The 13156-nt window shown below is 60.7% G+C and carries 12 protein-coding genes, 1 tRNA gene and 2 pseudogenes; 8 read left to right on the plus strand and 7 right to left on the minus strand.

Annotation, left to right across the window (positions count from 1 at the left end):
* Positions 1 to 12: 12 nt before the first annotated feature.
* Positions 13 to 86 (plus strand) — tRNA-Gln (locus C1D09_RS27300).
* Positions 87 to 234: 148 nt separating this feature from the next.
* On the opposite strand, the pseudogene C1D09_RS34285 reads toward C1D09_RS27300, so the two are convergent.
* Both C1D09_RS34285 and C1D09_RS27310 read right to left on the minus strand, forming a co-directional pair.
* Positions 235 to 594, minus strand: a pseudogene (locus C1D09_RS34285) (DUF6680 family protein); the annotation flags it as partial.
* 76 nt (positions 595 to 670) lie between these two features.
* Positions 671 to 1045 carry a hypothetical protein gene (locus C1D09_RS27310; protein ID WP_143977166.1) on the minus strand — a complete coding sequence of 125 codons (375 nt, stop codon included), beginning with the start codon at positions 1043 to 1045 and terminating at the stop codon, positions 671 to 673.
* Between the two features lie 687 nt (positions 1046 to 1732).
* Here C1D09_RS27310 and C1D09_RS27315 point away from each other — a divergent pair.
* The 5 genes from C1D09_RS27315 to ggt all read left to right on the plus strand — a co-directional run bounded on the left by C1D09_RS27315 (position 1733) and on the right by ggt (position 6444).
* Entirely contained in the window at positions 1733 to 2395 is a 663-nt protein-coding gene (locus tag C1D09_RS27315) for a GntR family transcriptional regulator (RefSeq protein ID WP_143977167.1), read from the plus strand.
* Positions 2396 to 2486: 91 nt separating this feature from the next.
* Positions 2487 to 3338, plus strand: a complete 852-nt coding sequence (locus tag C1D09_RS27320; RefSeq protein WP_143977168.1) for a transporter substrate-binding domain-containing protein — start codon at positions 2487 to 2489, stop codon at positions 3336 to 3338.
* 72 nt (positions 3339 to 3410) lie between these two features.
* Complete coding sequence (locus C1D09_RS27325; RefSeq protein WP_143977169.1) at positions 3411 to 4124, plus strand: ABC transporter permease; 714 nt, start codon at positions 3411 to 3413, stop codon at positions 4122 to 4124.
* Positions 4121 to 4813 carry an ABC transporter permease gene (locus tag C1D09_RS27330; protein ID WP_143977170.1) on the plus strand — a complete coding sequence of 231 codons (693 nt, stop codon included), beginning with the start codon at positions 4121 to 4123 and terminating at the stop codon, positions 4811 to 4813. The genes C1D09_RS27325 and C1D09_RS27330 overlap by 4 nt, the downstream gene beginning before the upstream one ends.
* A gap of 38 nt (positions 4814 to 4851) precedes the next feature.
* On the plus strand, positions 4852 to 6444 hold the full coding sequence (gene ggt / locus C1D09_RS27335; RefSeq protein ID WP_143977171.1) for a gamma-glutamyltransferase: 1593 nt from the start codon (positions 4852 to 4854) through the stop codon (positions 6442 to 6444).
* Between the two features lie 450 nt (positions 6445 to 6894).
* Here ggt and C1D09_RS27340 read toward each other — a convergent pair whose 3' ends face one another.
* From C1D09_RS27340 to C1D09_RS27355, 4 genes and pseudogenes are all read right to left on the minus strand, one after another.
* Positions 6895 to 7383, minus strand: coding sequence for a nuclear transport factor 2 family protein (locus tag C1D09_RS27340; RefSeq protein ID WP_246135893.1), 489 nt, complete (start codon positions 7381 to 7383; stop codon positions 6895 to 6897).
* A gap of 29 nt (positions 7384 to 7412) precedes the next feature.
* Positions 7413 to 7802, minus strand: coding sequence for a nuclear transport factor 2 family protein (locus tag C1D09_RS27345; protein ID WP_143977173.1), 390 nt, complete (start codon positions 7800 to 7802; stop codon positions 7413 to 7415).
* A gap of 1 nt (position 7803) precedes the next feature.
* Positions 7804 to 8613 (minus strand): annotated as a pseudogene (locus C1D09_RS27350) (MBL fold metallo-hydrolase); the annotation flags it as partial.
* 85 nt (positions 8614 to 8698) lie between these two features.
* Positions 8699 to 9331: a DsbA family protein gene (locus tag C1D09_RS27355; protein WP_143977175.1), complete on the minus strand. Its 633-nt coding sequence runs from the start codon at positions 9329 to 9331 to the stop codon at positions 8699 to 8701.
* Between the two features lie 107 nt (positions 9332 to 9438).
* On the opposite strand from C1D09_RS27355, the gene C1D09_RS27360 reads away from it, so the two are divergent.
* Complete coding sequence (locus C1D09_RS27360; protein ID WP_143977176.1) at positions 9439 to 10347, plus strand: LysR family transcriptional regulator; 909 nt, start codon at positions 9439 to 9441, stop codon at positions 10345 to 10347.
* A 304-nt stretch (positions 10348 to 10651) separates the two neighbouring features.
* On the opposite strand, the gene C1D09_RS27365 is transcribed toward C1D09_RS27360, so the two are convergent.
* Positions 10652 to 11473, minus strand: coding sequence for a helix-turn-helix domain-containing protein (locus tag C1D09_RS27365; RefSeq protein ID WP_143977177.1), 822 nt, complete (start codon positions 11471 to 11473; stop codon positions 10652 to 10654).
* Between the two features lie 102 nt (positions 11474 to 11575).
* Between C1D09_RS27365 and C1D09_RS27370 the strand changes: the two genes are divergently transcribed.
* Entirely contained in the window at positions 11576 to 13138 is a 1563-nt protein-coding gene (locus tag C1D09_RS27370; RefSeq protein WP_143977178.1) for an ABC transporter substrate-binding protein, read from the plus strand.
* The last annotated feature ends 18 nt before the right edge of the window (positions 13139 to 13156 follow it).

Consider the following 13156-nt stretch of genomic DNA (forward strand, 5'->3'; position numbering starts at 1 on the left):
GACCACGCCTGCTGGGGAATAGGTTAACGGTAGACCCACGGACTCTGACTCCGTTAGTCCTGGTTCGAATCCAGGTTCCCCAGCCACTCTTCTTTTTTACAATGAAAACAACTGGTTAGAGGTCGCCTGAAAATGGCTACCGGAACACCTGTTCGGTGCGTAGAGTGGGAACATCGACCAAAAGCGGGATGACAGCCTATTTCTCGTCAATTGCAGGCTGCGATTGCGGCACAATCACTTGAACAGGATTTGCGGCGCATAAGTCCCTTTAAGGATTTCGATATCATCGATCGAAAGTCCAACGGACCTCCCGATTTCTCGAATGAGTTCGGCGACCAACGTCTCTCTTCGATCGATCATACGCGCGCGCGCAGCTTTATCTTCCGCCCGCCATTGAGGATCATTGGATAGATCCATCAAGCTCCGACGCCTTTTCATCACCTCTGCGTCGCGATTGAAGGGCACGGGTATCAAGTTCACTGCATTCACAAATTCCGTCGACAGCCCATGCCGACGCCACAATGCTAATGAGCGGAATACGTCGAAACGATTCTGATACCGCCGATCTCGGCTTTGATACCAAAGCGTAATCGCAACCGCGACTACTAGCTCAGAAAGGCCCGCCGCGCCTCCGCAGGCGGGCCAATGCGCCGAACTATGCGGGACGCGCCTAGTTGTCCGTCACCTTTGGCAGGGAAGATGAGTCATCGGGTCCGTCGATCTCGGTACCGGAACCTGCGCCAGTGCCGGAGTTCCCCGCTTTGTCATCACCCTGGTCGTCAGCAGATTCCGAGTCGCCATCATGGCCACTAGAGCTTCCGCTGCTGCTGTGGCTATTGCCGCCATCGTGCTCGCCACCGCCACCGCCGTTGCCGCCGTCGCCACCGCCGCTACCGCCACCGCCCTCGGATTCGGCGTGGGCAGCGGCCGGCACGAGCCTGGCAGCGCCATGAAGCGCCAATTGGTACGGTGCAATGGTGAGTATCAGCGCCGTCGATGCCCGCAGCGTAAGCCAGATGAGTCGGTTAAAGGGAAATTTGGTCAACTTATCCTCCTCGTAGGGTGCTGTTAGTGAACCAGTTCGGCCGAAGATGTCGCAGCCATGCAGCAGATGCCGGCAGCCAGAGCAGGTCCGGCGAACAAGCCCGCGAAGGCGGCTTGAATGAGCGTTCGATACATGAGGTCTCCATTCGGGTGGTTGAGGAAGTTGCAATGCGATCGGTATCTCGACCTGCAGGCCACAACGGCTTGCGACCGTCACTGGTACGGGATAGCGAATCCAACCTGACAACCGGCTGACAGCCAATTTCGGGCGCCGCCGGCTAACCTTTGGCTATCCGGCAACGACTTTTCGACCACACGCGTGCTCATTTCAGAAGCCCGAGACAGGTTTGCATTATTTCGGATTTGCACACGATCTCCTCGAAGGAGTTCGCCTAGGCGGCGCGATAGCCGCTGCCAAAGTATACAGGAACGGCTGGAGTTAAGCGGCGCATGAAATATCTGCTTCCGCGCAACGACTATGCTCGCCTCTACGGCTGACCAAGGCGACAAGCTGCCGTCAGACCTTGAGCGCTTGTCGTGCGGACACCCGCTGTCAGGAGGCGCAGGTGCCGGATGGTCGATGCCTCTCAACCTATCAGGACCGGATCTAGCGCATCACCGGGGCATTGACGGCGCGTAGAAATGCGGATTTGATGATACGTGGATACAAAAATACTTTTGAGGTTCCATGCCGGCGCACTTTCCAGATATGTCCGCCACTGCGGAGGAAGAGGCGTACAGGCACGTTCAACGGGCCCTTCGCCACGGCCGCTACAAACCGGGCGACAGGCTCATCCCCGAGGAGATTGCCGCCGAGATCGGCATGAGCCGCATGCCGGTGCGGGAAGCCTTTCGGCGCCTGGCCTCCGACGGGCTGGTGATCCTTCGTCCCAATCGGGGATGCGTGGTCGCGGGCCTGACTGTCGATGAGCTTTTCGAGATTTTCGAGATTCGCTCCGTTCTGGAGGGACTGGCCGTCAGGCTGGCGATGCCGCGGATCGACGAGGAGGCGTTCGAGGAGCTCGATCGCCTCCTCGTGCGCATGGAGCGCGCAGGCCAAAGCGGCAGCAGCGACTGGGTGGTCCGCCACCAGGAATTCCATGGCCGCATCTGTGCATTGAGCCAGAGGCCCAAGCTCATCCACCAGATATCGGCGCTGCATGTGGTCATAGAGCCTTACATGCGCATCTGGTTCGACGATTGTGACAAGCCGCATTCTGCGCGCGAGGAGCATGCCGCCGTCATCGCAGCCTTGCGCTCGGGCGACGAACATCTCGCGGAAAAAGTGATGCAGGAACATATTCTCAGCACAGCACCGATGCTGGCCGAGTTCGTGAGTCCGACCCGGTGACGGACGCCGGCCGGGCAGGAATGGCCTCGAACCGGCAATGCGGCCGGGCGCAGGAACAGTTCAATCAGCCTATCAAAAAAAGGGGAACCAGATGAAAGTCAGTCGTTTGGCCGCGGTTGCGGCAGCACTCAGCATGTTCGGCTTCATGCACACCGCCCTGGCCGAGGACGCACCCAAGTCCATTACCATCGCAACGGAGGGCGCCTACGCTCCTTGGAACTTCACCAATGCCGACGGCAAGCTCGATGGATTGGAGATCGAACTCGCCAACAATCTTTGCGAGCGGATGAAGGTCAAATGCACCATCATCGCTCAGGATTGGGACGGACTTATTCCTTCGCTGAAGGTCGGCAAGTTCGATGTGATCATGGCCAGCATGTTCATCACGCCCAAACGCCTCGAGACCATCGACTTCACCCAGCCTTATGCAATCGACCCGGGCGGTTTCGCAGCCGCCAAGGATAGCGACCTGGGGAAGCTCGGCGCTTCGGCCGAGAAATTCAAACTCGACGATGAAGCTGCTACCAAGGCCGCCATCGAGAAGCTGAAGCCCCTGCTGAAGGGCAAGGTGGTCGGCGTCCAGGCGGCGACGGCGATGCTCGAATTCGTCAAGAAGTACTTCGGGGACACGGTGGAGATCCGCGAGTACAAGACGACCGAGCAGCACGATCTCGATCTGGCCGCGGGCCGCATCGACGCGATCTTCGCTCAGAAGACGGCTCTCGCCGCGACGCTCGCAAAACCCGAATTCGCGGGCTTCACGGTAGCGGGGCCGGGCTTTGTCGGCGGCCTGTTCGGCGCCGGAACCGGTGCGGGCCTGAGGAAGGAAGACACCAAGCTCAAGCAGATGCTTAACGATGCCATCAGCGCCGCGATCGCCGACGGTACCATCAAGAGCATCTCGGAAAAATGGGTGAAAACGGACGTGACGCCGGTCAAGTAGCCAGCTGGGGATTTGTTCGGCCGGTCGGTGTCGACCGATCGGCCGGATGCCTTCTGATCGATCAGGTTTCACATGACCGATGCACTCCATATCCTGTCCCTCGGCAAGGGCGGCTGGGGCGGCGCGCTGCTCTTGGCGGCAGGCGTGACGTTTGCGCTGTCCGTCCTCGGCTTCCTATTCGGAGCCCTCTTCGGCGCAGTGGCGGCGGGTGGCCGGCTTTCGCCGAGAGCCTTACCGTCATGGGCCGCCAAGGGCTATGGTACGGTGTTCAGGGGCGTGCCCGATCTGTTGACTATCTACCTGCTTTACTATGGCGGCAGCATAGCCTTGACCGAGATCGGAAAAGTCTTCGGCAGCGCCGGCTTCGTCGGCCTGCCGACATTTGCAACGGGCGTCCTGGCAATCGGGATCATTTCAGGCGCCTACCAAGCCGAGGTCTATCGCGGAGCGTATCTCGCCGTCGACCCCGGCCAGTTCGAGGCTTGCAAGGCTCTGGGCCTATCCCGCTTCCAATCGCTGCGTCTCGTCATCATACCACAACTGATGCGGCACGCACTGCCGGGCCTCGGAAACGTCTGGCAGCTCGTGCTCAAGGATTCAGCCTTGATCTCCGTGATCGGTCTCGTGGAATTGATGCGGCAATCCCAGATCGGCGCAGGCTCGATGAGGGAGCCATTCGTCTTCTACCTAGCCGCCGCGGCGCTGTATTTCCTCATCGCCGCCGTGACCGGATCGGTCTTCCGCTACGGCGAGGCACGGGCGTGGCGTGGCATGGCCCACGCATGATCGACCTCGGCTTCTTTGTAGAGATCATCCCTACCCTTCTCTCCGGCTTGCCGTTGACCTTGCAACTTGCGGGGTTGTCGATCGCGATAGGCTTTGCCTTGGCCCTGTTGCTCGCATTGGCACAGCAGGGAAACCATCGAGTGCTGGTCTGGCCCATACGCTCCTTCGTCGCCGTCTTTCGCGGCACGCCATTGCTCGTCCAGATATTCCTCATCTATTACGGCCTCGGCCAGTTCCGCCCCACGCTTCAGGCAGTTGGGCTGTGGTGGCTGTTTCGCGAGCCCTATTGGTGCGCCATCATAGCACTCAGTCTCAATACCGCGGCCTATGGCAGCGAAATCCTGCGCGGTGCGATACAGGGCGTGTCGCGCGGCCTTGTCGAGGCCGCTTCCGCCTTGGGCATGACACGGCTCCAGACCCTGCGCCTGGTGGTTCTGCCTTTGGCGCTACGCCAAGCCATTCCGAGCTACAGCAACGAGATCATCCTCATGGTGAAGGGTACGTCGCTGGCATCGATCGTCACCCTGATGGAAGTGACGGGCATCGCCCAGGGGCTGATTTCTCAAACCTATCGCGCCGTGGAAGTTTTCGTGGCGGCAGGCGCGATCTATCTCACCATCAATTTCACGATCATCTCGGCACTGAGCGCGCTGGAAGCCTGGCTCACACCGTACCGGGCGCGAGCCTGAAACCCTTCATTGCGGCAATGACGAGGAGAATTAACGGAATGCGCAATTTCGAGAAGCCGACCCGGTCCGTTGCCGTGTCGCGACACGCGATGGCGGCGACTTCGCATCCCTCGGCCACCCTCACCGCCCTGCAGATCATGGAACTGGGCGGCAATGCCATGGATGCGGCGATTGCGGCCTGCGCGGTGCAGTGCGTCGTCGAACCGGGTTCGACAGGGATCGGCGGCGACTGTTTTGCGCTCTACGCGGCCAACGGCTCCGACACGATCATCGCCTATAATGGGTCGGGCCGCACTCCGTCGGCCCTCACTGCCGATTGGTTCAACGAGCGAGGTCTGACGGAGGTGCCACGCCAGTCGCCCTCGGCAGTAACGGTCCCTGGGGCGATCGACGCGTGGACACGCCTCCATGCCGATCACGGCAAGATCCCGTTTGCCGACGTGCTTGCGCCCGCGATCCGCTTTGCCGAGGAGGGCTATGCGGTCACTCCCCGCGTTCACCGCGACTGGTTCCTCCAAGAAGAACTGCTTGCGGCCGACGCCACGGCCGCGCGCATATTCCTCCCGGAAGGACGAGCGCCGAGGATCGGAGAGGTTCACCGCCAGCCGGAACTGGCGCTTACGCTGAGACGTATCGCTGCCGAGGGGCGTTGCGCATTCTACGAGGGGCCGGTCGCCGAGGACATGGTCTCATATCTAAATTCGCTCGACGGGCTTCACACTTTGGAAGATTTCTCGAATGCGCGCGGCGAGTATGTGACTCCGGTGACCACCGATTTTCGCGGCTATACGATCCATGAATGCCCCCCGAACGGCCAGGGTATCATCGCACTCTTGATCCTTAACATCTTAAGCCGCTTCGAAGCCAAGGGCGACCCGCAGGCGCCCGACCGGTTGCATGTCGAGATCGAAGCAACGCGTCTTGCCTATGCCGCCCGCGACGCCTGGATCGCCGATCCAGCCAAGGCTGACGTGCCGGTCGACCACCTGCTGTCCGACGAACTGGCCGACAGACTTGCGGGAATGATCGATCTGAGACGGGCGTTGACCGACCTGCCGCCCTTCGAAATGCCGCTGCATCGCGATACCGTCTATATTTCAGTGGTTGACGGAAATCGGAACTCGGTAAGCTTCATCAACTCCATCTTCGACAGTTTCGGCACCGGCCTCGTCTCACCTCGCTCGGGCGTCATCCTGCACAATCGCGGTCAAAGCTTCTCGCTCAAGCCGGGCCATCCGAACCGGATCGGACCATCGAAGCGGCCGCTTCACACAATCATCCCCGGCATGGTGACGCGCAACGGTAGGGTAGAAATGTCGTTCGGCGTCATGGGCGGCTACTATCAGGCGCTCGGGCATGCCCATTTCATCTCCAAGGTTCTGGACTACGGAATGGACGTCCAGGAAGCGATCGATCTCCCGCGTTTGATGCCGACCTCCGACGGAACGAGGGTAGAGGCAGAGCACACGATTGACGGCTCGACCAAAGCACAGCTCGAACACCGAGGCTTTACCTTCTCTCCTGCGGATGAGCCGATCGGCGGTGCCCAAGCGATCCGCATCGACTGGCAGAACGGTACTTTGACTGGGGCGTCGGAGCCAAGGAAGGACGGGATTGCTCTTGGGATCTAGATGCCAAGCCATTCAGTATTCGTGTCGCGAGTGGAACGCCGCCTGTAAATCGCTCCACACTTCGAGGCTTCGTAAGCAAACGAGGAAACAGAATTTGAGCACTCTGCTTCAGTGAGATAAATTACGTCGGCTAGGCAACTCGATCTCGCCAGAATTCGCCGTCCCGTGCCTTCGTTTGAACCAGAGCTTACCAGTATCCCACATTGACGCTTGGGTTAGGCGCCAAGACAATCCTCTAGTTCTCCGACGCCTTCGGCCAGTGCCAGCTTGCCATACGGCTGATTCCTGCATCCTGATAGCGGCATCGATCTTAGCTTGGCCGGGTGAGACACAGCTCCAAGCGCCCCGGCAACCAAGCATACCCATACGCGTTTTATCTCAGAATGCGACTGGCCGAACAACGTCGCTTTGGCGGCATAGCCGCCAAACGCTGGCGATGAAGTAGCAGCTTCAGTACATCGACCGCTTGTTCACGGCGTCGGCCGGAACCGCCTGGATGACATCCCAGTGCTCGGCAATCTTGCCATTCTCGACACGAAACATGTCGACGATTGCGGTTTCCGGCGTGGCGTCCGTTTTCGGCTGCACGACCTCCGTCATGACAAGATCGCCCTCGGCGATGACACGCTTGAATTCGACCTTCTGCTTCGGCCAATGGGTAATGCCCATTTTCTCCAGCAACTGGCGTACCGAGTCGCGTCCGTCGGTCATCGTCGGATTGTGCTGGATGTAATTCGCGGTCCAATAGCGGTCGAGCGCCGTCAGGTCATGGTCGCCGAACAACTCCTGATAGGCCTTGAGGACCAGCGCCTTGTTGGCCTGGGTGAGGTCGTGTTGTTTCAGGATTGCCTTCTTGTCCAGCTTCGAGCCATCAGCGGCTGCACTCGACGCCGCGAGCGCGGACGCGATAAAGGCCACGGTGATCGTCTTCATCTTCATCATAATCTCCTTCTCGGTTTTCTCGGTCGTCAGGAAAGGGCCTTCGCCACCATGACGGTGTCGACATACTGGGTCATACGCCGGATCTTGCTGTCCCGGACCTCGTAGAGATGAGCGAAGGCAGCCCGCATCGACTTGCCGGTTGCCTTGTAGGTGCCGGAGTAGACGCCAAAGGCGGCAACGCGGTCACCATCGGCGAGGTAGGTGTGAACTTCGGCGCGGTAGTCGATCCACTCGCTGCCAAGCCGCGCGAATACGCCCGCCAACAAAGCATCGACGCCGACATAGGTGCCGGCGTAGGGAAAACCTTCCGCCTCCGTCCACTCTACATCCGGATGAAGAACGGCCATGAGATTTCGGCCGTTCTGCTCGGATGAGCCTTCGTATGTCGCACGTATCAGGTCGAGATTGCTGGTCATGTCAGCCCCACTTCATCTCGCCCATGGCGACTTTGGAGCCGATATCGAGCGCGACGCCCATACCGAGGCCGGGGAAGCGCGCATCCATCGCGGCTTTCAGCGCAGCAGCATCCGCAGCCTTGTGCAGTTCCTCTTCGAAAGCAAGGAGATAGGCCCTCGTGTGAGCGATGGCGCTCGGATCGGTTGCCGCCTGCGGATCGAGGTGACCAGCTACGACGACCGATGGCTTCAGGGCGGCGATCTTGTCGAGATTGGCGACCCAGGCGGCGCGGGACTCCTTGCTCTGCGTGTCGGCCGTCCAGACATGGACGCCGGAGAAGATCAGCACGCCACCGAATATCGCATCGAGCGTCGCAACGCGCAGATAGCGCCGGTTAGCCAGCCCTTCCGCAGCGACGATCTCGACCAACTCGCCGTCAACCGTCAACGCCGGGCCGTCGAAGGCTTCAGGCAGCACGATATCGGCGAGCGTCTGCGGGCCATTCTCCTTCAGCTGCGGTCCCCAGACGGCGAGCTTTTTCTCGATATTGCCGTTGATGGCCGCAATCGTATCGGATGCGGCGATGACTTTTGCGTTCGGGAAGGCGTCATGCACTGGCATCAGGCCGAAATAGTAGTCAGGGTCGGACTGGCTGACGTAGATGGTTTTCAACGTCTTGCCCGTCGCCTTGATCGCTTCGGCCAGAGCGCGGCCATCCGGATAGCTGAAGCCGCCATCGATCAGCAGCGCTTCGGTCGGACCGGCCAGCAGCACAGGGGCGCGGAAAAAGCCGGTCTGGCCGGCAGGGAAATGCTTCCAGGTAAGCTTGGATGGATTGGTGGCCATATCGGTCTCCTTGATGTCAAACGTTACGTTGTTCTGTCGAATTCGGTGTGTGTCGCGTTCGCCGCGATCGTCAGGCCGCGCGCAACTGGTTGGCCAGCACGTCGAAGGCACCGAACAGGGCGCTGGCGCGCATCAGCCGTTGATCGCCATCGCGGTCGACGATCAGAGCTGGAACGCCCTCGGCGTTGAAGCGTGCCATGTCGGCGCGCGCCGCCGAAACCCGGCTACGATAGGCGTAGAGAAGCGCCTCATCCGGGCTCTGGAGGCGCCGAGCGGCTTCGGTGAAGCCAGCTTCTGCGAGAATTGCGGCAACCACATCGAGGTCGGAATTGTTGCGTCCATGTTGATAACGGGCGCGCTGCAGCACCTTCAATGCTTCGAGTTCGCGCGCCGGTTCCGCGACACCTATCGCGACCAGGCCGAGCGTGGCCGGCGCGGAGTCGAACATCCCGCCCGTCGAGCCGAGCACCTGCTCGCGATAGGCGTCGGAAAAGGGCTGGCCGGTAAGCCGCGCGATGCGTTGGTCGTTCTGCCAAGCGTAGGCGGCGAAATGGCTGTCCATCGGACGCGAAGCCTCGCCGGCGAACAGGCCGGTCGGCGCCAGGTTGAACGTCACGCCGTCGAGTTGCGACAGCTTTTCCACCACAGGACCGGCTCCATAGCACCAGCCGCACAGGGGGTCGAAAAGGTAAGTGATCCGCATATCCGTCGTCCCATAAATCTAACGGCAAGATACGCGATCGAGATTGCGCGCAATATACCGACTAACTACAAACACTGTGTGCTATTCGCTTACAATGGAGTCGCGGCATGGAGACGATCAATCTCAATCGACTCGCCTATTTCGTCGCCGTAGTGGACGCAGGCTCGTTCACGCGTGCCGCCGCTCGGCTCGGCATCACCAAGACCGTCGTAAGCCAGCAGGTGGCCCGGCTGGAGGCGGACCTGCGGACGAGCCTTCTCCTCCGGACGACCCGCCGTGTCGAGCCCACTGAAGCCGGCCGGTTGCTGCACGCGCGGTCGGTCATTATCCTACGCGAAGCCGAGGACGCCTTCGGCGAAGTTGCCCAGGTAACGACGAACCCGATCGGGACCTTGCGGATCGCCGCGCCGAACGACTTCGGTACATCGACGGTTGCACCGTTGCTGGCCAAATTCTGTCGGACCTATCCTGCATGCACGGTCGACCTCGTCTTGTCAGACGCCAAGATCGACCTGATCGCCCACCACATCGATGTCTCAATGCGGGTCGGCTGGCTTGACGATTCCAGCCAGCAGGCGCGCCGGATCGGCGCATTCCGGCAGTTGCTGGTCGCGGCGCCCGACTTAGCTCGGACGATTTCCGCCGATGTCCCCGACAATCTTGGCCAGCAGCCATTCATCGCCAATGGCGCGTTGCGTGAGCCGCTGGTTTGGCATTTCTCGCGCGCCGACTTCGACCGCCGCTCAGTCCGTATGCGGCCGGCGATGACAATCAACGCGACCCCGGGCGTACTTGCCGCGACACTGGCCGGAGGCGGCCTGTCGGTACTGCCGGATTTTCTGGTTGCTGATCCGTTGCAGACAGGCGCGCTTGTCCAGATTCTGCCCGACTGGTCCCTGCCGTCGGGCGGCATCCACGCGGTCTATCCCGCCGCCCGGTTTCGTCCGCCAAAAGTGACTGCCTTTGTCGCCATGTTGGAAGCCGAAGTGAAGCGGCCGTCGATCGCGCCACACTGATCGACGGCGCCCTGTCCGGACTAACTCTTGTCTCCACCGTCGGTGCTGTGCTCCGGTAAGCCGCAAGATGCTTTACCGTCGGACGCCGGACATCCCTACCGAACCCACGCTCGTTCCCGATCGCCTGCCGTCTGGATACCCTGAACTTCGTCTCGACACTTTCACTGATGGCCGGCGGCCGCCATCGACGGCAGATCGCTGCCTTCGTCGAAACGATCGTGTCCGGCCAGTGCCGTCGGCGGGTGATGGCGTCCATATGCCGCCGGTCGGATTCGCAATGAAATCCATGAAAAACTGTCGTGACTCAAGGATGCGGCCGGCGATCCGGCCTGGGTGTCTGCGCCGGCACGGCCGCAATCGGTTGGGCCTCGGTGAGGAAAGACAGCACGGCGGTGGGCACCGCCGCGGAATTGAGCGCATAGACGCCGCAGCGCGATATCAGACTTCTCTTGTCGACAAGTTTCCCCAGAAAGTGCCAAACGGTGCGGGTGGCGTAGGGGAGATTGTTGTTTCGCCACGATATCCCCATGGTGACGCCCCGCAGATAGCGCCGCTGGTACGTCTCGAACGGCATGAGGATCGTCTGTCCAAAGGTTGGTGCCTCGCCTCGCGTCAGCTCGGTCACAAAGATGCGCTGGTGCCGATACGCCACGAGCCCGGTGTAGCGTGAACGCTGCACGATGCCGTTTTCGGGATCTTCGATGCGCTCGAGGGTAGAAACCAGAATTTGTCCGCCGTTCTCGCGCAAGTGAGCGCAGGCACAGACGATCCGGCCCGGCCACGACAGCGATATGTGCCATGTGTGATAGAAGCCGAGGTATGGTTTGAGTGCATGCCCGTCGCCCGGAAAGGCGTTGGCCAGCGGCCCATGCAGCGCAGTTTGTCGGTGCTGCTCGCCCAATTTGCTGCGAAAGACGTCCGGGGAAAGGTCGAAATCGGCTGGTTCGAGGCCAAAAGCTGCCGCTATCGTCAGGAGATTATGAGCGGAAGGAAGGGTTCCTCCATGGAGGTAGCGGTTGAACTGCTGCCTGTTCAGGCCGATCGCGCGGCACAAATCGGATACGGATCTGCGGGTGCTGCACGCAAGCTTCAGGTTGTTGCTGAAATTGGCCCATGGCTTGCTCATTGAGACAGTATAAACTCGCTTAAAAATGCTTCAAGCGACGAAATTGCGCAGCCCCGGGCCCGGCCTAGTATCGGCCACAAGCTTCACTCCAAGGGGAACCCAATGAGCGCTTCCAACAGGCTACCGAGTCTCTCACGTCGTGATGTTCTTCGAGCGGGAGCCGCTCTGGGCCTGATCACAGCTGCCGGCTCGCTGGTGTCGCCGGCCGGGGCGCAAACGCCGGTGCGCGGCGGACACTTGCGCCTGGCACTCGATGGCGGCGCCTCCGCCGATACGCTCGACCCGGCCCTGGCGTCGGCCAGCGTCAATTTTGTGATCGCGCATTGCTGGGGCGATACGCTGGTCGAATCCGATCCCAAGACGGGCGCGGCGGTTCCCTCGCTGGCCGAATCCTGGTCCCCGTCGGCCGACGCCAAGGCGTGGACCTTCAAGATTCGAAAGGACGTCCGTTTCCACGACGGCAGGGGGTTTTCTGTGACCGATGCCGTTGAGACGTTGCGCCGCCACGCCGGAAAGAAATCGCAATCGGGCGCGTTGGGCCTGCTGTCCGGTATAGACCGTATCGAGGAGCGGGCGGGCGACATGGTGGTGACTCTGAAGGAGGCCAATGCGGACCTGCCGCTGATATTTACCGACTATCATCTTCAGATCCAGCCAGGCGGCGGCGTGGAAAAGCCGGCGGCAGCAATCGGCACAGGCCCCTACAAGCTGGTTGCGTTCGAGCCGGGCGTTCGGTCCGCTTTCGAAAAAAACACCGACGACTGGCGTCAAGACCGAGGCTACGTCGACAGCGTCCTTATTACCGTGTTGAACGATCTGACCGCCCGGGTCAGCGCCTTGCGCTCCGGTCAGGTCGATTTCATCAGCACCGTCGAACCCAAGGTCGTGCCGTTGCTGAAGCAGGTTCCGGGCGTCGAGATCCTGCGCACCTCCGGCAAGGGTTTCTATTCCTTCCTCATGCATTGCGACACCGCGCCCTTCGACAACAACGATCTGCGTCTGGCGCTCAAATATGCAGTCGACCGTGAGGCTATCCTCAAGCGGGTTCTGGGCGGTTTCGGCACCATTGGCAATGACTACCCGGTCAACGTCAACTATGCGCTCGCGCCTACCGATATAGAGCAGCGCAATTACGATCCCGACAAGGCTGCATTCCACTTCAAGAAGTCTGGCCTTCAGGATCCAATCCTGCTGCGCACTTCCGAGGCAGCGTTTCCCGGCGCGGTTGATGCTGCCCAGCTTTTCCAGTTGAGCGCGGAAAAGGCCGGCATCAAGATCAATGTGCAGCGCGAGCCGAGTGACGGCTACTGGTCGGAAGTCTGGAACGTCAAGCCGTTCTGCACCTCCTTTTGGGGTGGACGCCCGACCCAGGATGCACGCTATTCCACCTCCTACGTTTCCAATGCGGGATGGAACGACACCCGCTTCAAGCGGCCCGACTTCGACCAGATGGTGGTCAAGGCGCGCGGTGAATTGGACGAGGCCAAGCGGCGGGCACTCTACCGTGACATGGCCCTGATGGTGCGAGATGAGGGCGGCCTGATCCTGCCGGTATTCAACGACTTCATCAACGCCTGCACGAGCCATCTCAAGGGTTTTGTTCCCGATATTGGCAATGACTTTTCCAATGGCCGCATCGCCAGCCGGGTCTGGCTGGAGGCTTGAACCGGGAAATAATCGTAC

Origin of the sequence: Mesorhizobium intechi (assembly GCF_002879535.1) — a bacterium.
Lineage (GTDB): Bacteria > Pseudomonadota > Alphaproteobacteria > Rhizobiales > Rhizobiaceae > Mesorhizobium > Mesorhizobium intechi.